Consider the following 22110-nt stretch of genomic DNA (forward strand, 5'->3'; position numbering starts at 1 on the left):
GCACAATTGCCCCCGATGAGCAATCCTTCTTCCGCCTGCCCCACCAACCTGGATTTGGTCACCCTGGACGTCCCGCGCGCCGGGGTACCGGAAATTATCACCACCGCCGCCGAGCTAGACGCTTGTTGCGCGGCGTTGGCGGCCGCCACCGGTCCCGTCGCGCTCGACACGGAACGGGCGGCGGGCTTTAAGTACCATCCACGGGCCTACCTGGTGCAGGTACGCCGGGAGGGGGCGGGCACATTCCTCATTGATCCGACGTGTTTTCCCTCCCTAGCTCCCGTACAGGCTGCCTTACTGGACGCGGAGTGGATACTGCACGCTGCTGACCAGGATCTCCCCTGCCTGGCCTTAGAAGGCATGCGCCCATCCCGCCTGTGGGACACCGCCTTGGCGGCCCGGCTACTCGGATTCGAGCGGATAGGTCTGGGACCGCTGCTGGAGGACGAGTTCGCTATCCATTTGGCCAAGGAGCATTCAGCTGCTGACTGGTCGATTCGACCGCTGCCAGCTTCTTACTTGGCTTACGCCGCCCTCGATGTCGAACTGCTGATAGAACTGCGGGAGCGGCAGGTCGAACAACTCACGCAGGCGGGGAAACTGGCCTGGGCAGAGGAAGAGTTCGAGCACCTGCGGCTGGCTCCCCCCACGCCCGCTAAGTTGGATCCGTGGCGCAGCGTGCCAAAGGCCCATACCATCAAGGATCCGCGGGGACTGGCGATCTTGCGGGAATTGTGGACCACCCGCGACGAGCTGGCCAGTGCGGTCGACCTCACACCGGGGCGCATCATCCCGCACCACTCCCTAGTGGCGATGGCCGAGCAGCAGGTACGTACTGCCGAGGAGGTCCTCTCCCTCAAGGCGTGCCGCAACTCCCGAGTACGCGAGAATCTCGACTTCATCGTCGACGCGTTAGACCGGGCCTGGCAACTACCCGCGGACGAGCTGCCCGCCAAACGGGGACCGGCCAGCCCCGGCTCGGTCGGCGACCCCAAGCTGTGGCGCCGCAAGGATCCACTGGCAGCAGACATGTACGACGCTTTGCGGGCCACCGTTTTGCGGCGCGCCGAAGAGTTGCGCGTGCCCCAAGAGCTACTGCTGCGGCCCGCCGACCAGCGGCGCGTGGCTTGGTACGCCTACGAGCACTACCGCCGCCGGGCCGCCGCCCCCACCGCCGCCGAGGTCGCCGAACTTATCGGTCGCTGCGGGGGCCGCGGCTGGCAGGCCGCCCAAACCGCTGCGGAAATAGCTCAGGCTTTAGGTGAGGCAGCGCACTCTTAGGGGGTCGGCTGCTGGCAGACAGGCCAGCCATAGAAGATCGCATCCACCCGGCCGTTGGTGACACGCCAGCGCACGTCCGCCTCCGGCCCAGGTTCTTCGTCGTCCTCGTACCGCGGCACCCAATACACTTCGGGACCATACAGAGCACCCAGTGGTGTGTCGTCCCGAATCACCCCCTCGACCCGGGCGGCCAGGGAAGCGGCCGAGTCACCAACCTGTACGCCGCCGGGCGGAAAGAACTCGGGCGGCAACTTGTCGGAGATGTGCCACCCGGAGAGCAGCGGAGCACTGCCGTCGTAGCTCTCGCCCGCAAACACCAGCGGTCCGAACTGCACCTCCACGCGGCGGGCACCGTCGCCCGCCACCTGGCAGCCAGCCGAGTGCAGCAGATTGCCCTCCAAGCCATAAAGCGCGCTCATGGAGGTGTGCAGCTCGGTGCCGTCAACCGGCAACTCGATGGTGCCAACCGCTCCCCCGCCGACCGCGATCGCCGATTCGGGTTTCTCCAGCGGCTCGTAGGTGACGTCCTCCCCGTCAGGATTATCCGAGGGCGGCACTGTCAGCGGGGCGGCGGTGTGTTCCGGCGGCGGCGCCCCGGTCGGAGCGACCCCCATGTCGTTGGAGGGGGCGGAGGATGGCACCGGCTCGGCGGCCTGGTCACCACAACTTGCTAACGTCAGCGCCAACACCACAGCCGTAGCTAGGCGCCCCAAGCTTTGCAATCTCACTGCCTCAGTCTCCCACGAAGCCCACGGTTAGTAGGTGGTCAATCCGCGGCGACGGAATACCTCCCGCACCGCCTCTGTCTGTTCTTTACTCGGAGGACTGGTGTTCTCCAAGTCGTACTTCTCCCCCAGCTCGTCCCACTTATCGCGCCCCATCTGGTGGAATGGCAACACTTCCACCCGGGTCAAGGTGGCGATGGAAGCGGCAATGTCGGCCACCTTTTCGACATTTTCTGGCGCGTCGGTGAGCCCCGGCACGAGCACGAAACGGACCCAAACCTCAATTCCCTGCTGCGCCAATCGCTCGGCGAATCGCAACGTCGGCGCCAGAGGCTGCTTGGTGGCGCGCAGACAGGCCTCGTCATCCCCCGCCTTGATATCCAAAAGCACCAGGTCGATATTGCGCAAAAGTTCATCGCTGGCGTGGTCACCCAGAAACCCCGAGGTATCCACGGTCGTGTGGATGCCCATTTCTTTGGCCCCGGCCAGCAAGCGCCCTAAGAAGGCGGGCTGCATTAGTGGCTCGCCGCCTGAGAAGGTCACGCCCCCACCGGTAGCCCGAAAAATCGGCCGGTAGCGCTTGATACGCCCGAGCAGCTCCTCTGCGGTCACTGCCTCCCCGTCACGCATCTTCCAGGTGTCAGGGTTGTGGCAGTACAGGCACCGCAATGGACAGCCTGCCAGGAAAACAGTCATGCGGGTGCCGGGGCCGTCTACCGCCGTAACCAGTTCCCAAGAGTGCATCGAGCCGACTTCGCCCGCCCGCACCGCCGCCAGATGTTCTGCCCGGCTTAGGGCGGCTGCCCGCTCGATGCCTGCGGTTCCCCGGCCTGCGGGCCGCACCCGCGGGACATCCAGTTCGATGGGAGCGGGGGCGTATTCCCCGGTAGTGCCATCGGCGGCAGGGACACCGCGCGGGGCGGGGACGACGACGGTTGTCTCCGTCAGTTCCCCCGCCCCGTGCGTGGTGCTGTGGTTACTCACATGCCCTCGTGGAAGGTGCGCGAGATGACGTCGAGCTGCTGCTCGCGTGTCAGGCGCACGAAGTTGACGGCGTACCCGGAGACCCGGATGGTCAGCTGGGGGTACTTCTCCGGGTTCTCCATCGCGTCGTAGAGGGTGTCACGGTTGAGCACGTTGATGTTGGCGTGGTACAGGCCCTTCACGCCACCGCGCTCAGCCCGCTTGGCCCGCATGCTCGCGAGGCGCTCTTCAAAGGTGGGGGTCGCCATTGTTTTCTCCTTGCAGTTGTCTGGCTGGTCAGTCTTTGGGAATGAAGCCGGCATCGAGGATGCCCACGAGGTTTTCCACCTGCTCCTGCTTGGTGCGTCCCAGGCCGGAGGGGGTGATGGTGTTGGTCAGCGAGATGCCGTCCAGCGCGTCGTCGTAGTCGAGCTTGCCCACACTCAGCATGGAGGCGACCATGCCGTGCGTGTCGGCACCATTTTCCGGGTTAGCGCCGGGAGCAAACGGGGTGCCAGCCTTGTGTCCGGAGGGGAAGGCCCCGGTGGCCTTGCCGTAGACGACGTTGGAGGTGATCGTCAGCACCGACTGGGTCGGGATGGCGTCCCGGTACATGGGGATGGACTTGATCTTGTCCATGACGGTGTGCACGACGGTGGCGGCGATGTCGTCGGCCCGGTCGTCGTCGTTGCCGTACATCGGGAAGTCGCCCTCGGTGACGTAGTCCACCACGAGCCCCGTCTCGTCCCGCACCGGGGTGACCTTGGCGTACTTGATGGCGGACAAGGAGTCGGCCACGATGGATAGGCCCGCAATGCCGCAGCCCATGGTGCGCACGATCTCGGAGTCGTGCAACGCCATCTCCATCGCCTCGTAGGCGAAACGGTCGTGGCAGTAGTGGATGATGTTGAGGGCCTCCACGTACGTGCCGACCACCCAGTCCAGCATCTCCTCGTACTTACGCCACACCTCGTCGAAGTCCAGCGGGCCATCTCCCTGAATGGGCTCGTAGCCCTCCATGACCTGCTTGCCGGAAACCTCGTCGCGGCCACCATTGATGGCGTAGAGCAGGGCCTTAGCCGCGTTGACGCGCGCCCCGAAGAACTGCATCTGCTTGCCGATCTCCATTGGCGAAACGCAGCAGGCGATGGCGGCGTCGTCGCCCCAGTGGCAGCGGATCTGCTCGTCCGCCTCATACTGGATGGACGACGTCTCGATCGAGATGAAAGCGCAGAAGTCCTTGTAGCCCTTGGGCAGGTTCTCGTCCCAGAAGATCGTGATGTTCGGTTCCGGGGCCGGTCCCAGGTTGATCAGGGTCTGCAGCAGGCGGAACGAGGTCTTGGTTACCAGGGTGCGCCCATCGGTGCCGAAACCGCCGTCGGACCAGGTGGCCCAGTAGGGGTCGCCGGAGAAAATCTGGTCGTAGTCGATGGTGCGCAGGAAGCGGACGATCCGCAGCTTGATGACCAGGTGGTCGATGATCTCCTGGGCCTCCGCCTCCGTCAGGCGGCCGGCCGCCAGGTCCCGCTCGAAGTAGATGTCGAAGAAGCCCGAGAGCCGCCCGATGCTCATGGCCGCCCCATCCTGGGACTTGATCGAGGCCAGGTAGCCGAAGTAGGTCCACTGGACCGCTTCCTGCGCGGTCTTGGCGGGGCCGGAAATGTCGAAGCCGTACGAAGCCGCCATGACCTTGAGCTTCTTCAGTGCCTTGATCTGCTCGGCGTGCTCCTCCCGGTAGCGAGCCCAGTGCTCGCTGAACGGCTGGTCAGCGTAGCGGTCCTTGTCCCGCTGCTTCGCCGCGATGAGGGCATCCACCCCGTACAGGGCCACCCGTCGGTAGTCACCGATGATGCGGCCGCGACCGTAAGCGTCCGGCAGGCCGGTAATGATGTGGGAGGAACGCGCCGCGCGGATGCGAGGCGTGTAGATGTCAAAGACCGAATCGTTGTGCGTCTTGCGGTACTGGGTGAAAATCTTCTTGACTTCGGGGTCGGGTTCCTTGCCTGCTTCCCGAATGGCGGTCTCGACCATGCGCCAGCCACCGTTAGGCATCATGGCGCGCTTAAGGGGCACATCGGTCTGCAACCCGACGACGACATCGTCGTCACCACTGATGTAACCAGCCGGGAAGGCGTCAATGTCTGCCGGGGTCTTTGTGTCTACGTCGTAGACCCGCCGCTCCCGCTCCACCGATAGGTATTGCTTTTCTAGCGTCTCCCACAGTCCAGTGGTCTTCGCCGTGGGACCCGCAAGAAACGATGCATCCCCCTCGTACGGGGCGTAGTTACGCTGGATAAAGTCGCGCACATCGATGGAGTCCCGCCATGGCCCGTCGACGAAGCCCTCCCAGGCCTCGGTGAGGTCACCAGCGGTCGTCGTTTCCGACATTATGAATGCCTCCTTAGTGGACAGCGCCTGTTGCCGCCCTGTGATGCCCCCAGCCTAGGCCCTTCGGGCAATCAGTGTCGGCCCACCGCACCGATAGTTCGTGGCATGCCCCACAATTTTGGCCGTCTGACGCGCCCGCGGGAAAAATCACCCCAGCGGACCGGGACGTTTGTCCCACGTGGACTTAAGTCCCGGTCGCTGCCTGCTGCATGGCCCGCGCGGTGCGCACGAGCCCCGCAGTGTCCATCCCCATGCGGGCCAGGATGGCTGCCCGCGTGTCGTGTGCCAGGAACCCCGGCCGCACCCCCACACACGTGACCTGCGGCCGGGTGGGACCGCCAGCTAGGGCGCTGGCCAGCGCCTGCCCGGCCCCGCCCTCCACTAGGCCGTCCTCCACCGTGATGACGGCGGGGAACTGGGCGGCAAACTGCCGCAGGTCGTCGGCCAGGGGGGCCAGCCGCACCGGATCCACGACGGTCACGGCCACCCCCTCCTCCGCCAGCTGTTGGGCGGCAGCCACCGCGTAGTGTGTCAAGGGGCCCATGGCGACAATGAGGAGACGCAACCCGGCCCCCCGCTGTTCGTACAGCACCTCGAAACTTCCGTCGTGCCGCACCGCCGCCAGGTTGGGCGGCAACTCCCCCTTCGGGTAGCGCACCACGCTGGGACCGTCAGTACGGGCAACGGCCCGGCGCAAGGCCTGCCGCAAGGAGTTCTCGTCCCGGGGGGCGTAGATGTGAACCCCCGGCACCCCCCGCAGCAGCGCAATATCCCAGATGCCATTGTGGCTGGCACCATCATCGCCGGTGACCCCGGCCCGGTCGAGGCTAAAGACTATGCCCGCCCGATGCAGTGCCGCGTCCATGATCAACTGGTCGATGCCGCGATTCAGGAACGTGGCGTAGAGGGCGAATACCGGCTTTTGGCCAGTGAAGGCCAGCCCCGCAGCGGCGGTGACCCCGTGTTGCTCAGCGATCCCCACGTCGATGACCCGCGTGGGAAATTCGGCGGCGAAGGGCGCCAACCCGACCGGCGCCAACATCGCGGCCGTCAGCCCCACCACTCGCTCGTCAGCACGCGCGATCTCTACTATCTCTTCGGCAAAGACGCTGGTCCACCCGAAACGACTGGGGGTCACCGGCAGGCCCGTCTCGGGGTGAATGACCCCGACGGCATGAAAACGGTCTGCCACATCCTCCTCGGCCGGGGTATATCCGCGTCCCTTTTCGGTGATGACATGCACGATGACCGGCCGCCGATACTCTTTGGCACGCGCGAGGGTGAACTCTAGGGCCGTGATGTCGTGCCCATCTACCGGACCGGTGTACTTGATGCCCAACCCCTCGAAGAGCGCGCCGGGCACCAGCATGTCCTTCATGCCTTTTTTCAGTCCGTGCAACGCGTCGTAGGCCACACGTCCGGGGGCCCCGACCGCGTGCAGGGTGCGCTTGCCCCAATCGAGCAGGTGCTCGTAATGGGGATTGGTGCGCAGGGCGTCCAGGTGGTGGGCTAGTCCACCGATGGTGGGCGCATAGGAGCGACCGTTGTCGTTCACGACGATGACCAGCGGCAGGTCTGGATGGTCGGCAATATTGTTTAACGCTTCCCAGGCCATGCCCCCCGTGAGCGCCCCGTCCCCGATGACGGCCACGGTGTGCCGATCGGGCTGTCCACTGCGGGAATAGCCGAGCGCGACACCGTGAGCCCAACTCAGCGAGGCGGAGGCGTGCGAGTTCTCCACGATGTCGTGGGGGGATTCATCCCGCGCCGGATAGCCCGAGAGCCCACCCGCGCGCCGCAGCTGGGAAAAGTCCTGCCGCCCGGTCAACAGTTTGTGCACATAGGCCTGGTGACCGGTGTCGAAAATGATGGAGTCGTGCGGGGAGTCGAAAACCCGGTGCAAGGCGATAGTCAATTCGACCACCCCGAGGTTTGGCCCTAAATGTCCCCCGGTTTTGGACACGCTCTCCACGAGACTCTGGCGTATTTCGGCGGCCAAGGCGGTGAGCTCCACGCTGGTTAGTCCCCGCAAGTCGGCGGGCTGCTGAAGCGATGCGAGCAGGGTCATTGTGTCCTTAATCCTCCCGAGGTAACCCCCTGATCCTACGGCAGGTGGACGACACCAGACCGAAAACAGCGGGCAAACCTCCCCTCCGCGCGCCCGCTCCTGCCACTACGATGAGACAAAACCTCGCTGAAGGAGTAATCATGCGCACAGCACCCACTGTCGCCCCATTTGGCACGTGGCCTTCGCCGGTCGACGCGGATCTGATCACGGCGCGGAGCATCAAGCTGTCCCAGGTGCGGGTGGACAACGGCGACACCTATTGGGTGGAATCCCGGCCGATGCAGGCTGGCCGCCAGATCCTGTTACGCCGGTCGGGGGACGGCACAGTACAAGAGGTGCTCCCGATGACCCCGGAGGACCAGCTGGTCGATGTGCGCACCCGCATCCACGAATACGGTGGGAAGGCCTACCAAGTTAGTGAGGGCGTCATCATTGTCTCCCACGCGGGCGACGGCCGGGTCTACAAGCTGGTGCCCGAGGAGCGCATCACTCGCTTGCACCCGTTAACGCCAGCGGTGGGGCACCGCTACGGCGACTTCTTGATCGACAATGTGCGTGGCCTCGTCTACGCGGTGCGCGAGCGCCACACCGCTAGCGGGGTGGTCAACGATTTGGTTGCCATCCCGCTCGACGGTTCCGCCGCGCGGGAGTTGAGCGCGATCCGGGTGATCGTTGATGGGGTGGACTTCGTGGCGGCCCCCGAGATGAATCCCGCGGGCACGGCCTTGGCCTGGATCGAGTGGGATCAGGGCGAGATGCCGTGGTCCGCAACCCGCCTGTACGTTGCCCCGCTTACGTTCGAGGGGCAGGTGGGCGAGCGCACGCTGGTGGCTGGCGGACCGGGGGTCTCGGCGATCGAGCCGCGGTGGGCTCCTAACGGTGACTTAATCCACATCGACGACTCGTCGGGCTACTGGAACTTCTACCGCACCGAAGGGCTGGCGGGTGAAGATTTTTCGGCTCGCCGCACCCGCCCCTTGCACCCGGCACCGTACGACTTCTCGGTGGCCATGTGGATTCTTGGGCTGCACACTTACGACTTCTTGGACGCCGAGCACCTGGTGTGTTCATGGATCAAGGATGGCCTGTGGCGGTTAGGCACTTTGCGCTTGGCCAACGGGCAAGCCGAAGAGTGGGACCTGGGCTGGCAGCCGTCGGGCAACGTGGCGGTAGCTGACGGACGGGTAGTGCTGCTTGCCGAAAGCCCGACCGACCGGCCGGCGGTGATCGAGGTGGTCGATGGCCAGGCCGTGGTGTTGCGGCGTTCCGGGGACGCCAAGCTGGATACCGACCTCTTGGCGCGCGCGGAGTTCATCGACTGGCAGTCGGCCGACGGGGCAACGGTCTACGGCTACTTTTACCCGCCCCACTCCCCCGACTATGTGGGGTTGGAGGGCGAGTTGCCGCCCCTGATCGTTAATGTGCACGGAGGACCGACGGCGGCCGCCCGCCCGGGATTGGACCTCGCGGTGCAATATTGGACCTCGCGCGGCTACGCCTACTTGGATGTGAACTATCGCGGCTCGACGGGCTACGGGCGGGCCTACCGGGAGGCCTTGACCGGCCATTGGGGCGAGGTAGATGTAGCCGACATTATTGCCGGGGTACGCCACGTGATCGACCGTGGTTTCGTAGATCCGCAGCGGGTGGCGGTGCGCGGGGCGTCCGCCGGCGGGTATTCCGCCCTGCGGGCCGTGGAGGGCACTGACGTGTTCCACGCCGCCACCTCCTTGTTTGGGGTGACAGATTTGAACAAGTTGCGGGCCGAGACCCACAAGTTTGAGGCCCGTTATTTGGACGACCTGTGCGGGGTGGATGGCGACACCGCGGAAGGACAGGCCGAGTTTGCACAGCGTTCGCCACTGCAGCACATCACGCAGGCAGCCGTGCCCCTGCTCCTGCTCCAGGGCACCGCGGACACCATCGTTCCCCCCAACCAGAGTGAGCTGCTCTTCTCGCTGCGCACGGAGGCGGGGCTGGCCACCGCCATGGTGCTATTCGAGGGGGAAGGGCATGGCTTTAAGCGAGCTGAATCCATTCGTCGGGCCTACGCCGCCGAGCAATCGTTCTACGAGCAGGTATTCGCGCTGCCGGTCGAACACGCGCACCGGTTAGACATCGTCAACATGTGACGTCATGGGGCTGAACGGGGAGGCGCCCGGCCCCGCCACCCGCCCGCCTGTGACTAACCCCACAGGCAGGCGGGTGGCTTGGGCGCTTGCACCTGACGCGACGTGAGGCAGGAGGGTAGCGGACATGAGCGAAAAGCACGGCCCCCAGCTGCCTGTCGAGGCGCCAGATGGAACGCGGCCTGCGTCCGGGCGTACCTACACCAGCGGCGAGGTGGCCCGCCTATACGGCCTCACGGTGCGCACACTGCACCACTGGGATGCCATCGGGCTGGCCAGTCCATCAGCACGAACCTGGGCGGGGCATCGGATCTATACCGATGCCGACGTGGATCGGGTGCGTGACGTTTTGGTGTACCGGGAGACCGGCATGAGTCTGGAGCGGATCCGGCAGGTGCTGGAACGCCCGGGCGACGCCCGCTCGCACCTGCGAGCGCAGCTAGCGCTATTGCGGGACAAGGCCGCGCACCTGCATTCGCTCATGGAATGTGTCCACACCCTGCTAGAGGAGATGACAATGAGCGAAACGCCGTTGACCACGGAGGAGAAGGCCGCCCTGTTCGGCGAGGCCTGGTCGGCCGAGTACGAGGTGGAGGCGGAGCAACACTGGGGCAATACCCCCGATTGGGCGGAGGCCCAGCGCCGCCAGGCGCGTATGACGGCGGCGGACTGGAGGCGCGCCAAGGAGGAGGTGACCGCGCTGGAGGCGCGCCTGGCCGACGCGCTCGCCCGCGGCGTGGTGCCCGGTTCGGCGGAGGCGAACGGCCTGGCGGAGGCGCACCGGCAGGAACTGGCGCGCTGGTTCGACGTGACCGTCGCCAAGCAGGTGCTGATTGCGCGCGGTTACACGGCCGATCCGCGATTTGCCGCCCACTACGAGCAGGTGGCACCCGGGTTGGCGGCCTGGCTGGTGGAGGTCATTAACGCCAACGCGCGGGCGCAGGGTATCGATCCCGCGCAGGCGCAGTGGGCCTAGCGCCCCAGGTCCGGAACCTGTTTCAACCGGTGGCGGTGTCGTTGCGGCGACGCCGCCACCGCGCGGTCTCTAAACTGCCCGCAGCGGGAAGCAACCGGGCGCACAGTGTTGGTGCGCCGCGCCAGGAGGGAGAGGAAGCGTGGACGTCGTCGAGAGCCTGCTGGCGCTGCAGCGCCGCCTCGCGGAGCACGAACGGTTGGTCTGCGGGTCCGAGCCCAAGGTTCTTGCCGCCCCCGGGCCGCGGGTGGAGTTCTCCCTGGCCGCCGACGGCGTGGACGTGACCTTTTGGGGCGAGGCCTACGACGACGATCCGCTCGCGCCCGCCGACCCGACGGACGAGGACAGCAACTACCCGTTCCTTGCCTTCCTGGAGTGGTTGGCCCGTCCCGCGGCGGCCGCCTGCGTGCGGTCGCTGCGGTTTACCGGGCCCGACGAGGGGGCCAACGGGTTGCGGGCCTGGCAGTTCGCCCGGTTGGTGGCCGCGCCCGTGACTTTCCCGCGTCTGCACACGTTCGCCGTCGAGCTGACCGACCCGGCGGCACACAACACCAGTGTCGTCGCGGGGCCGACGGATGAGTTTTGCGAGGACGGTACGTTGGGGGCGCTGCTAGCCAAGATGCCGCAGCTGCGGGTGTTGCAGGCTCCCTCCGCCCCCACCGCGGCCTTCTTCGCCGGTCCGCTCCACCCGCTGACGCACTTACAACTGCAGTCCGGGCTGACGCACGCGGACTTCATCACCAATCTGGCGGCCAGCGACCGCTTCGAGGCCCTCACCACCCTGGACTACGCCGAGCTATGCCTGGCGGATGCGGCGGATCTGGACGAGGCCGAGCTGGCCGAGCGTTACACCGCTGTCACCGACTTTCGCCGCTTGTTATCTTCCTCCGCCGGACGCCGACTCACCCGCCTCGTTCTCCGGGGCACGCGCCTGACCGCGGCCGAGGTGCACGAGCTAGGCCGGGCCCGCCCCGACCTGCAGCTGCTGTACGTGCCGCCAACAATGGCCCGGTATGTCTCCCCCCAGTAGCCGCCGCCCCCTGTTGCTGCCGACTAAGGCAGACGCAGGAACACTCGCCCGGCACCCCGGGCAACGTAAATGCGTCGCGATTGACCGCGTCGGCGTGGTCAGGTGTCGCGACTCCGCTCCGGCGTATCCGCGGCGATTTTAAGCAGACGCTGCGCCCCCGGTCCGGATAGCAGACGCGGAGCGAGGTTCCTACCCGTTAGAGCCAGGAGGAGATCGATGGCCTTGCCAGACACTTCCATCCCCTCTCCCCAGCTCTCTCCGGTGTCTACATCGACGAGTCGGCACCCTGCGGCCTGCTCACGACTACCCCCGATCGCTGCCGGGGTGCGGAGTTGATAGGCGATGGCTTCGTGCACAGCGACGCTAGGGTAGCTACTTGCGATTCCTAAAGGCCGACGGATGTCCTCTCCGTGGACAATCGCTTCCACCAGGCGGGTCGCTCGGTGCGCGGTCGGGATTCTTCTTAAGGCTAACGCTCGCCGAAAGTCGGCCAAGGTGTCGCGCGGATTGCCGCGCTTGCATCGTTGCACACCGCGCTCATTAGCCCGATCAAAATCTCCGCACGCACGCAACATGCTCCAAATAAAAGCAAGTTTTCCTGTCTTAGCAGTGTCGACGATATGTGCTAATACGTCGTGCACCGTCCAGTTGCGACACAGTGACGGAGTGTTCCAATGCTCGTCGCGCAGGGTAGTGAGGTCTTCCAGTAGGCGACGCCGTTCGGCGTGCACAAGCGCCCAAACCTCGGTTTTGGAGAGCGACACAGCCAGCACCTCTACTTTCAATGCAGTAGTTGTCACTACACTAACTGTAGCGCACACTTGCCTTCAAGTAGCAAGGAGTAACATGGCGGCATGAGCTCAAGACGCTCCTACAGCTCCTACAACGATGGCTGCGCTGCCGCCCATGCCCTGGACATCATCGGAGAGCGCTGGTCGCTGATTGTGGTGCGCGAACTCCTCCTGGGCCCGAAGCGATTTGCCGAGCTGCAACGTGACGTGCTCGGGATCAGTCCCACGTTATTGTCCCGTCGATTGCGGGACCTGGAATCACGCGGGATCGTTGTTCGGTCGACGCTGCCTGCCCCGGCAAAAGTCGAGGTGTACGAACTCACTCCGTGGGGGCTGCGCCTAGAAGCTGTCAACAAGGCCCTCTCCATGTGGGCGGTTGCCTCCCCCAACTTTCCCTGGGAGGCCGATATGAGCCCAGATGCACTGGTGCTGGCAATGCGCGCCCACGCCCGCGCCAACACCTCCCTGCGCTCACCTGTGCGCGTCAATCTGCACTTGTGCGACTCGCGCAGGCCAGATCCGGAGCCCGTTGCTTACTCGGCAATCATGACTAGGCAGGACACGCTCATTGAGAAAGCACCAACACCGCCCAGCGCCGCTGCCCAAGTGCACGCCACGACAGCAGCCTGGAAGTCCTGCCTAATAGGCGGGGTGAAGCTAGACGATTTAGAAGATATACGGGTAACGGGAAGCGGTTTCGCCGTTGAAGCACTGATAGCGACAACTAATCTCGCAGGCAACCAGGACGCCCATCTATCATCGGCCCCCGCACCAACCAACCAAGAAATTGCATAGCTAGCTTCCCTGTCCCCGCACTTCCGCCACCCTGCCTAGGGTCATGGAGCGCTACTGCAGCGGCGCGAACTCCTCCAGACTAAAGACTGATTCAACGGGCACCGCAAAATAGCGGGCGATACGCAACGCCAGTTGCAGCGACGGGGCGTACTCACCGCGCTCCAGATAGCCCATGGTCTGGTAGTGAATGCCGAGGGCGTCGGCCAGCTGCCGCCGACTGAGTCCACGGTCGGCGCGCAGCACCGCCAGCCGGTTGTAGAGCTGCTCATCCTTTCCGCTCACGCGTAGCCTCGCGTGGAGATGTTGCTGCGAATCTTCGCCAAGGAGTGGGCGGTTTCCCGCCCGATGCGGCGGCGCAGCACCCGCGGCGCCAGCACGTAGCCAACGATCGCCCACAACGCCAGCACCCCCAGGGCTACCAGCGGCTGGAAGCGCCCGGCCAGTTCCACCTGCCCGGCGGCCTCGGGCAGCAGGGCCCAGCGGGCCAGGTGGGAAGTCCAGTAGCACGGGGTCAGGGCGGCCAGCCATTGTGCGGCACTGGGAAGCCAGGTAACGGGAACAACGGACCCGGTTAGCCCCAACAACAAATAGCACCCAAGCATGGTTAACAGCATGCCCCAAGTTGAGCGCACGTAGGACCCCATGATCACGCCGAGGGGAAGGAAGACAAAGAAGGACAGCACCCCGGTGGCCAGGAGGGCCAGGAGACGGACGGTGGACGCGGGCGCGAGGGAGGGCACGACCAGCAGGGAGGAGACCAGCACCGTTGCGAACGTGAACACGGTAAAGAGCCCCACCGACAGGGTCTTGCCCGTCACCCAGCCTCCCACTCCGTCCGGCAGGGTGCGCAGCCGCAACAGGGTGCCGTCGTTTCGCTCAGCCCACTGCTCGCTGAGGAGCTGGAAGGCCCCGAGCAGCCCGATAGCGCCCAGACAACCCGCGAGTCCGAAGGCCGATAGCTGGACCACGGAGTCGGCCAAGGCCTTGTCCCGCAGGAAGAACCACACACACGCCACCAGCACGAGTGGGGCGGCCAGAGTGGCCACAAAGGCGGGAGTGAGAAAGTACACCCGCAGCTCAGCCCGGGCCTGCCGACGCCCTGCCCGCCAGGCAGCACGGAGTTGCTGTGTCATTTCGTTGCTCCTTGTTCGGCTCCGACCCCCACCAGCTGGAGGTAGGCATCTTCCAGGGTGGTGCGGCGGACTTCTAAGTTGGTCACTGCCGAGTCGCGCAACAGTTGCCGCACGTAGTCTTCGGCTTGGTCAGTGGCGTGGACGAAATGCTTGCCGTGCACCTGCCAGGTGATCTCCACGGTGGAGGCGATGGCGTGGCGCAGGCTTGCCGGGGAGCCGTCGGCCACGATGCGCCCGCCCGCCAGGATCGCCACGCGGCTGGCCAGCCGCTCGGCCTCCGCCAGATCGTGGGTGCTGAGGAGCATCGTGGTGCCCGCGTCCACTTCGTCGGCCAGCAGGTCGTGCACCGCGCGCTTGGCCGCCGGGTCCAGGCCGGTAGTGGGCTCGTCCAGGATCAGCACCCCGGGGCGGCCGAGGAGGGCCAGTACCAGGTCGAGGCGGCGCCGTAACCCGCCCGAGAGCTTGCCGAGCGGCTTGCGGGCATGGGCAGACAGCCCAAACCGGGCTAACAGCTCTTCACCGTTGCGTGGGTGGGGATAGTGGCTAGCCACCCAGGCGACCATTTCCGCCACCCGCCACTTGGCCCGGTCATGCCCGAACTGCAGCACCACGCCCAGCTGCCGCTGCCAGTCGCGGCCTGCCCGCGGGCCCGGCACCTCCCCCAGCAGCCGCACCGAGCCGCTGTCGCCCCGCACTAGGCCGAGCACTATCTCAATCAGGGTGGTTTTCCCCGCCCCATTCGGCCCGAGCAGCGCCAGCACCTCTCCCGGTTGCACCTGCAAATGCAGGTCGCGCAACACAGGCGTGCTGCCGTAGGACTTGTTAAGCCCTGTCACGTCGATGACCGGTGCAGTTCCCACTCCCCCTCCTTCTCCGTATCGCTAACACTACAGAAGATAGCACATGTACTACATGTTGGGGCGAGAGGGGCGGGCGGGCACTGCGCGCCCGCCCGCCCCCGGGAATCAGTTAGCCAACTGCCGTAGCACGTACTGCAGGATGCCCCCGTGCCGGTAGTAGTCCGCCTCCCCCGGGGTATCGATCCGCACCACGGCGGCAAACTCGATCGGCTCGGCCCCCTCCCGACGCGCCACCACCTGGACGGTGGCGGGCACGACCCCGTCATTAAGGGCGGTGATACCCGTAATGTCGAACGTCTCCTCCCCGGTCAGCCCCAGCGAGTCGCGATCCTGGCCCGCTGGGAACTGCAAGGGCAGCACCCCCATCCCGATCAAATTGGAGCGGTGGATGCGCTCGAAGCTCTCGGTGATGACTGCCCGCACGCCCAGCAGGCTTGTCCCCTTGGCCGCCCAGTCGCGCGACGAACCGGAACCGTACTCCTTGCCCCCAAGCACCACCAGGGGCACCCCGGCCGCCAGATAGTGCTGCGCGGCGTCGTAGACCGTCGTCACCGGCGCAGCGGCCTGCGTGAAGTCGCGGGTGAAGCCGCCCTCCACCCCGGGCACCATCTCGTTGCGGATCCGAATGTTGGCAAAAGTACCGCGAATCATCACCTCGTGGTTGCCGCGCCGTGAACCGTAGGAGTTGAAGTCGCGCGGCTCCACCCCGTTGGCCAGCAGGTACTGCCCGGCGGGCGTCTCCGGCTTAAAGGAGCCTGCCGGTGAGATGTGGTCCGTGGTCACCGAGTCGCCGAGCTTCAGCAACACCCGTGCCCCCACAATGTCCTCCACCGGCGTCGGCTGGGCGGGCATGTCCTCGAAGTACGGCGGCCGGCGCACGTAGGTGGACTGGGGATCCCACGTGAAGGTCTCCCCCTGCGGGGTTTCCAGCCCGCGCCACCGCTCGTCCCCCGCAAAGACGTCGGCATAGTCCTTTTCAAACATGGACCGATCCAGCGTGGAGTCAATGACCTGCTGCACCTGGTCGGCCGCGGGCCAAATATCCGCCAGGAACACGTCGTTACCCTGCGGATCCTGCCCCAACGGCTCCGTGGCGAAGTCAAAATCCATCGTTCCCGCCAGCGCGTAAGCGATCACAAGCGGCGGGGAGGCCAGGTAGTTCATCTTCACGTCCGGGTTAATCCGCCCCTCGAAGTTCCGGTTGCCGGACAGCACGGCGGCCACCGCCAGGTCATGCTCGTTGACCGCCGCCGAGACCTCCGGCGGCAAAGGCCCGGAGTTGCCGATGCAGGTGGCACAGCCGTACCCCACCAAGTGGAAGCCGAGCGCTTCCAGCGCGGGCCAGAGTCCAGCCTTGGCGTAGTAGTCGGTCACCACCTGGGAGCCAGGCGCCATCGAGGTCTTCACCCACGGTTTAGCCGTCAAGCCTCGCGCCACCGCGTTGCGGGCCAACAGCCCCGCAGCAAGCATCACCGACGGATTGGAAGTGTTGGTGCACGAGGTAATCGACGCGATCGCCACATCCCCGTGGTTCAGGCGGGTGGCGGTGCCGTCGGCCAGGGTGAGCGGCACGTCCGGGCGCGGCCCGGCCGGGGCGTAGGTGCCGATGACCTTGGCGAACTCTTCCTTCGCCGCGGCCAGTTCCACCCGATCCTGCGGCCGCTTGGGCCCGGCAATCGAGGGGACGACCGTGGACAGGTCGAGCTCAAGGTACTCCGAGTACGCCACCTCGCGACTTGGGTCGTGCCACAGCCCCTGTTCCTTGGCATAGGCCTCCACGAGGGCGATGGACTCCGCGGAGCGGCCGGTCAACCGCAGGTAGTCCAACGTGATGTCGTCGATCGGGAACATCGCCGCCGTTGAACCGAACTCGGGACTCATGTTGCCGATGGTGGCCCGGTTGGCCAACGGCACCTTCCCCACGCCCTCGCCGTAGAACTCGACAAACTTGCCCACCACTCCGTGCTGGCGTAGCAGCTGGGTAATAGTGAGCACGACGTCGGTGGCCGTGGCCCCGGCCGGAATTTCACCGGTCAGCTTGAAACCAACCACGCGGGGAATCAGCATGGACACCGGCTGGCCGAGCATCGCCGCCTCGGCCTCGATGCCCCCGACTCCCCATCCGAGGACCCCCAAACCGTTGACCATGGTGGTGTGGGAGTCGGTGCCCACGCAGGTGTCGGGGTAGGCGGTCAGGGAGCCGTCGGCCTCGGTCTTGGCGAAGACGGTGCGGGCCAGGTACTCGATGTTGACCTGGTGGACGATGCCGGTGCCGGGCGGCACTACCCGGAAGTTGTCGAAAGCCCCCTGCCCCCAGCGCAGGAACTGGTAGCGCTCGTTGTTGCGCTCGTACTCGCGCTCCACGTTGCGTTGGAAGGCATCCGGGCGGCCGGCCACGTCGATCTGCACCGAGTGGTCGATGACCATCTCCGCGGGCGCTAACGGGTTAATGCGGGTCGGGTCGCCACCGAGCTCCGCCACCGCTTCGCGCATGGTGGCCAGGTCCACCACGCAGGGCACCCCGGTGAAGTCCTGCATGACGACGCGGGCGGGCGTGAACTGGATTTCGGTGTCCGGCTCGGCGGTGGGATCCCAATTGGCTAGCGCCTGGATGTGGGCGGCAGTCACATTGGCGCCGTCCTCGGTGCGCAGGAGGTTTTCCGCGAGCACCTTCAAGCTGTAGGGCAGCTTATCCAGGCCCGGCACCGCTGCCAGCCGAAAGATGGTGTAGGTCTGGTCGCCGACGGGCAGGGTGGCCCGAGCGTCGAAGGAGTTGACAGTGCTCACGGCGCTCCTATTCACAGGGAGATATCTTGATGTCGAGATATATACCAGAGTTGGAGCGCCGGGCCACCAAACGTTGCAAACCGGCCGCTACTGCGCGCTGCGCGGGACCAAGCTTGCCACGACTTCCACATGATGCGTGTGCGCAAAAAGATCCAGCCCCACCAGCGACTCCACGTCGTAGCCCGCCGTGCGCGCCGCTTCCAAGTCGCGGGCAAGGGCCGCCGGATCGCACGCCACCAGCACGATGCAACGCGGATGCAACGCCGCCACCGCCGCCATAGTGGCCGGGTGCGCTCCGGCACGTGGCGGGTCGAGGACGACGACGTCCACCCTCGGCAACAGCTGTCCGGCAGCCTCCACCCCCGCCGGATCAACGGTGCCCGCCAAAGTCCGCACTGGCAGCCCTGCCACGTTGTGGGCGGCATTGTCCACCGCGGAGCGCGCCCCCTCTAGGGTGACGACTTGCCCACCTGCCCCCACGCGGGTGCCCAGCGGGGCGGAGAAAAGCCCAGCCCCCGCGAACAGTTCCAGGACCTTCTCCCCCGCCTGCAGCTGGGCCGCGGCCAGTACCGCATCCACCAGGGCGGCCGGGGCCCCGCGTTGCACCTGCCAGAAGCCGTCCGCCGCTACCTGGTAGCGCCAGCTGCCGCTCGCCGCAGCGACTACCTCGTGCACCAACGGTGCCGCCCGCTGCCCCGGGGCGCTAAACCACTGTCCCGCAATGCCCACCAAGGCGCTGCCCACGCTGGGGGCCACGGCGCGCACCCGCTGCCCCGGCGCAAAATGCGCCTGCCAGGCAGAGTCCCCTAACAGTCCCAGCGCCGTTATCCGCGGATCTGCCAGCGGCATTTCCGTCAACGCCAGCACTTCATGCGACCGATAACGATGCATGCCCGCCCGCCCGTGCGGGGCTACCGTCAACTCGAGGCGCGTGCGGCGCGCCTGCCCGTCGCCAACCGGCCGGACGGTGAAAGCGGCTGCCTGCTCGGCCACCGCTTCGGCCAAGGCTGCGCTGCCCACCCGCCGCAAGGCGTCTCGCACTACCTCCGCCTTCAGCTGGCGCTGATACGCCAGTGTCAGGTGGGCAAGCTCGCCGCCGCCCACCCCACCGGGTCCGGCCTCCGGCCAGCTGCTGGCCACGCGGTGCGGGCTGGGCTCCCACACCTCCTCGGCATCGGCGTACCAAACCTTGGAGCGACGAGCGGTGACACGCGCGGTTACTTTCTCGCCAGGCGCGGTGTGGCGCACCAGCACCGTGCGCCGCTTGCCGTCGACCTCGGTGCGGGCGACGCAGTGCCCGCCGTGTGCCAGCGGCCCGATGTCGAGCGTCAGCTTCACGAGCCCGACTCCGAGTCAGGTCGCGGCCGCTCCACCGCCTCCACGTCTTCTTCTCCCTGCGGGGACTGTGGGCTCTCTGTCGGTTCCTCCAGCGCCGGGAGCGGCTCGGCGGCCGCGCGGGAGGGCACCGCTGTCGCCTGCGGCTCGGCCGCGGGCGACACGGGTGCACTCGCTTCGTCCGCGGGGGCCGGTGTCTTGGCGCGCTCCACCAGCGCTGGCGTTGCCGCCACCGTTAACTGGGCATCCTGCGGTGTCTCCTCCTCCGGTGTCTCCTCCGGCAGGGCCCCGTCCGCCAATGCCGTAGCACTGGACACCGGCACCTCGCTCGCTGCCGGGGCGGCGCCCCCTGGTTCGCCGGAAGCCTCCGGCTCGTCCGCCACCATCGGGGCAGCCTGCGCGACAAGCGCCTCCGCGTCCGTCACCGGGTCGGGCTCGGGCAGCCCGGTCGGGGTCGCAGGCTGAACGCTGGGCTCCTCGGCGAGCAAGTCCGCGACCGCTCGTACGGGTAGGTCTGGTGCAACGTCGGCCGCCGGGGCAGGTACTTCCTCGAACTGCGTTTGTGCGGGAGGCGGTGGCAGCTCGGCGCTCTCTTCCGGAGCGGCGGATGGTTCCTGCCCGGCCACCGCTGGCAAAGCGGGCACCTGGCCGAGCTGCGGCTCCGCTTGGGCGGCAGGCACCGCCAGGCCGGGCTCGACGGCCGCAGCCGTGTCCTGCGGCCCCGGGGCAGCAGGGGCGGGGTGCGGCGACGGCGCAGGTTCCCGTGCGCTGGGTACCGCCGCCACGCCGCCAACCGCCGGGGCTACTGCGGCCGGAACTGAGTCGTCTGCCTCAACGACGGATGGCGCATCCGTCGACGGTTCGTCATCTTCCTGCCCCAGCTGCCATGGCACCGACGCCACCACGATGTCAGGGGTGGTGGCCAGGACCCGTCGCAGCAGAAATGCCGAATGGTTGTGCAACACGTTCTCGGCGCTGTTTCGCACAATGAACTCCGGCAGGTACACCACTACGAGGTCCCGGGGGCTGGCACGCCGAATAGTCCGAATATGGCGCTCGACCGGCCCCACCAGGTCCCGGAAAGGCGAATACAGGACCGTCAATGGGATAGCCACCTTGTTGGCTTGCCAGGTGCGGTGCAGTTGCCGCGCGGCCTCAGTTTCGATTCCCACATGCAGGGCCGTTATCGACGACGGTCTAGTCGACCGCGCATACGAGATGGCGCGCATTGTTGGGCGATTGAGACGCGAGACGAGCACCACTGCGTGCACACGCGGCGGGAGCAGACGTTCTTCTTCAATGTCGTGAATCTCCAGCTCCGCATCTGCTCGCCGATAGGAGGTCCACGTCCAGCGCATCAGCACAAACGCCAGCACCATGAACAGCACCGACAGCCACGCTCCGTGGGTGAACTTCGTGATTAGCACCACAAGCAGCACCACCGTGGTGCACGTCGCCCCCGCGATGTTTACCACGCGGGCAATCGAGGCTTGGCGCCGTTCTCGGGGGTCGCCGGAAACCGACAACACTCGGTTAAAGTGCCGCACCATCGCCAACTGCCCCAGGGAGAACGAGGTGAACACTCCCACCACGTACAGCTGGATTAGGCGCGTAACCGACGCCGAAAAGGCCACCACCAGTATCCCGGCCAGCAGGGCCAACAACAGGACCCCGTTGGAGTACACCAAGCGGTCACCCACCCGCTTCAACTGCCGCGGCAGCAGGCTGTCCTTGCCGAGGCGGGCCGCCAACACCGGGAAGCCAGAGAACGCCGTGTGGGCGGCCAACACTAGGATGAAACCGGTGAGCACCGTCACCCCCAGGCGGGCGTACCACTGGTTGGCAAAGACCACTTCGGCCAGCTGCCCGATGACCGGTAACTGGTGATACTCCTCCCCGACGGGGCGTCCCTGCGCCAGCAGCGCCTCCGGGTGTTCGACGTATTTCACCCCCGTGCGGTTTGCCAACCACACCACGCCCGCCAGCATCGATACGGAGATTGCGCCCAACACGCTGAGGGTGCGCGCGGCATTGCGGGCCTTGGGGCGGGCGAAGTTGGGAACCCCGTTGGCGATGGCCTCCACCCCAGTGAGGGCCGCAGCCCCGGAGGAGAAGGCCCGCAGCACCAGGAAGGCCGCCCCCAGCCCGGTCACAGCGTGTTCGGCGTCCGTGGCGGCAAACTCCAGGCCCGCCGAGGCGGCCTGCGGCAGGCGCCCAGCGAAATACTGCAGCACCCCGCTGATCACCATGCCACCCACTGCCCCCATATAGAGGTAGACCGGCAACGCCATCAGACGGGCGCTTTCCCGCACGCCGCGCAGGTTCACCAGCATGAGAAGCACGATCAGCCCGACTGCCACCAGCACCGCGTGCGACTTCAAGGCAGGAATCGCGGCAGCGAGGTAGGCAGACCCGGCTGATGTCGAGACGGCCACCGTCAGGATGTAGTCCACCAGTAGCGCCGAGGCCACCGTTTGCCCAGCCACCGGCCCCAGGTTGTGGGTGGCGGCCGCGTAGGCGCCTCCCCCCTGCGGGTAGGCCTTTACCACCTGCCGGTAGGAAATCACCACGACGAGCAGCACCAAGATGACGGCGAGCGCCACCCAGCCGCTCAGTCCCAGGAGCAACGGTCCAGCAATCGCCAACGTCAGCAATATTTCGTCCGGCGCGTAGGCAACCGATGACAGCGCATCGGCCGCATACGTAGGCAACGCCAGCGACTTGGGAAGGAGCTGCTCCCCCTGGCGTCGTTCGGGAACCGGGTTACCTAACAGCAGGCGCCTACTACGCTCTATCACGGATCGCACCTGGCGATGGTAGCGCCTCAGCGCGTTCTCGGCACCGCCGCTGCA

17 protein-coding genes are annotated in these 22110 nt (G+C 66.3%); 5 read left to right on the forward strand and 12 right to left on the reverse strand.

Going from position 1 to position 22110, the window contains the following annotated elements; all coding sequences use genetic code 11:
- Window positions 1-15 precede the first annotated feature (15 nt).
- The gene (locus tag BSZ40_RS03165; protein ID WP_084542576.1) at window positions 16-1281 is read left to right on the forward strand and encodes an HRDC domain-containing protein; all 1266 of its coding nucleotides are present in this window, start codon (window positions 16-18) and stop codon (window positions 1279-1281) included.
- Here BSZ40_RS03165 and BSZ40_RS03170 read toward each other — a convergent pair.
- The 5 genes from BSZ40_RS03170 to dxs all read right to left on the reverse strand — a co-directional run bounded on the left by BSZ40_RS03170 (window position 1278) and on the right by dxs (window position 7425).
- Window positions 1278-2009 carry a hypothetical protein gene (locus BSZ40_RS03170; RefSeq protein WP_143180862.1) on the reverse strand — a complete coding sequence of 244 codons (732 nt, stop codon included), beginning with the start codon at window positions 2007-2009 and terminating at the stop codon, window positions 1278-1280. The two genes, BSZ40_RS03165 and BSZ40_RS03170, sit on opposite strands and share 4 nt — an antisense overlap.
- A gap of 27 nt (window positions 2010-2036) precedes the next feature.
- Window positions 2037-2870 (reverse strand): pyruvate formate-lyase-activating protein, encoded by an 834-nt coding sequence (gene pflA / locus BSZ40_RS03175; RefSeq protein WP_425425637.1) that lies wholly within the window; start codon window positions 2868-2870, stop codon window positions 2037-2039.
- A 116-nt stretch (window positions 2871-2986) separates the two neighbouring features.
- Window positions 2987-3238: an autonomous glycyl radical cofactor GrcA2 gene (gene grcA2 / locus BSZ40_RS03180; RefSeq protein WP_073823214.1), complete on the reverse strand. Its 252-nt coding sequence runs from the start codon at window positions 3236-3238 to the stop codon at window positions 2987-2989.
- A gap of 28 nt (window positions 3239-3266) precedes the next feature.
- Window positions 3267-5357 (reverse strand): pyruvate formate lyase family protein, encoded by a 2091-nt coding sequence (locus BSZ40_RS03185; RefSeq protein WP_073823216.1) that lies wholly within the window; start codon window positions 5355-5357, stop codon window positions 3267-3269.
- A 184-nt stretch (window positions 5358-5541) separates the two neighbouring features.
- Window positions 5542-7425: a 1-deoxy-D-xylulose-5-phosphate synthase gene (dxs, locus tag BSZ40_RS03190; RefSeq protein ID WP_073823218.1), complete on the reverse strand. Its 1884-nt coding sequence runs from the start codon at window positions 7423-7425 to the stop codon at window positions 5542-5544.
- Between the two features lie 140 nt (window positions 7426-7565).
- On the opposite strand from dxs, the gene BSZ40_RS03195 reads away from it, so the two are divergent.
- The 3 genes from BSZ40_RS03195 to BSZ40_RS03205 all read left to right on the forward strand — a co-directional run bounded on the left by BSZ40_RS03195 (window position 7566) and on the right by BSZ40_RS03205 (window position 11557).
- On the forward strand, window positions 7566-9557 hold the full coding sequence (locus BSZ40_RS03195; protein ID WP_073823220.1) for an alpha/beta hydrolase family protein: 1992 nt from the start codon (window positions 7566-7568) through the stop codon (window positions 9555-9557).
- A 124-nt stretch (window positions 9558-9681) separates the two neighbouring features.
- Window positions 9682-10530, forward strand: a complete 849-nt coding sequence (locus tag BSZ40_RS03200) for a MerR family transcriptional regulator (RefSeq protein WP_084542578.1) — start codon at window positions 9682-9684, stop codon at window positions 10528-10530.
- A gap of 139 nt (window positions 10531-10669) precedes the next feature.
- Complete coding sequence (locus tag BSZ40_RS03205; RefSeq protein WP_073823222.1) at window positions 10670-11557, forward strand: hypothetical protein; 888 nt, start codon at window positions 10670-10672, stop codon at window positions 11555-11557.
- A 98-nt stretch (window positions 11558-11655) separates the two neighbouring features.
- On the opposite strand, the gene BSZ40_RS03210 is transcribed toward BSZ40_RS03205, so the two are convergent.
- Window positions 11656-12357 (reverse strand): maleylpyruvate isomerase family mycothiol-dependent enzyme, encoded by a 702-nt coding sequence (locus BSZ40_RS03210; RefSeq protein WP_222842734.1) that lies wholly within the window; start codon window positions 12355-12357, stop codon window positions 11656-11658.
- A 54-nt stretch (window positions 12358-12411) separates the two neighbouring features.
- On the opposite strand from BSZ40_RS03210, the gene BSZ40_RS03215 reads away from it, so the two are divergent.
- Window positions 12412-13143: a winged helix-turn-helix transcriptional regulator gene (locus BSZ40_RS03215; protein ID WP_073823224.1), complete on the forward strand. Its 732-nt coding sequence runs from the start codon at window positions 12412-12414 to the stop codon at window positions 13141-13143.
- Between the two features lie 51 nt (window positions 13144-13194).
- Here BSZ40_RS03215 and BSZ40_RS03220 read toward each other — a convergent pair whose 3' ends face one another.
- From BSZ40_RS03220 to BSZ40_RS03245, 6 genes are all read right to left on the reverse strand, one after another.
- Window positions 13195-13425, reverse strand: coding sequence for a helix-turn-helix transcriptional regulator (locus tag BSZ40_RS03220; protein WP_073823226.1), 231 nt, complete (start codon window positions 13423-13425; stop codon window positions 13195-13197).
- Complete coding sequence (locus BSZ40_RS03225; RefSeq protein ID WP_073823228.1) at window positions 13422-14276, reverse strand: ABC transporter permease; 855 nt, start codon at window positions 14274-14276, stop codon at window positions 13422-13424. Before BSZ40_RS03225 ends, BSZ40_RS03220 begins: the two co-directional genes overlap by 4 nt.
- Entirely contained in the window at window positions 14273-15136 is an 864-nt protein-coding gene (locus BSZ40_RS03230) for an ABC transporter ATP-binding protein (RefSeq protein WP_073823230.1), read from the reverse strand. Before BSZ40_RS03230 ends, BSZ40_RS03225 begins: the two co-directional genes overlap by 4 nt.
- A gap of 105 nt (window positions 15137-15241) precedes the next feature.
- Window positions 15242-17923 (reverse strand): aconitate hydratase AcnA, encoded by a 2682-nt coding sequence (gene acnA / locus BSZ40_RS03235; RefSeq protein WP_073823232.1) that lies wholly within the window; start codon window positions 17921-17923, stop codon window positions 15242-15244.
- A gap of 87 nt (window positions 17924-18010) precedes the next feature.
- Window positions 18011-19261 (reverse strand): class I SAM-dependent RNA methyltransferase, encoded by a 1251-nt coding sequence (locus BSZ40_RS03240; protein ID WP_073823234.1) that lies wholly within the window; start codon window positions 19259-19261, stop codon window positions 18011-18013.
- Window positions 19258-22065: an APC family permease gene (locus BSZ40_RS03245; protein ID WP_143180863.1), complete on the reverse strand. Its 2808-nt coding sequence runs from the start codon at window positions 22063-22065 to the stop codon at window positions 19258-19260. The genes BSZ40_RS03240 and BSZ40_RS03245 overlap by 4 nt, the downstream gene beginning before the upstream one ends.
- Window positions 22066-22110: the final 45 nt, after the last annotated feature.

The organism is Buchananella hordeovulneris, assembly GCF_001907235.1.
GTDB lineage: Bacteria > Actinomycetota > Actinomycetes > Actinomycetales > Actinomycetaceae > Buchananella > Buchananella hordeovulneris.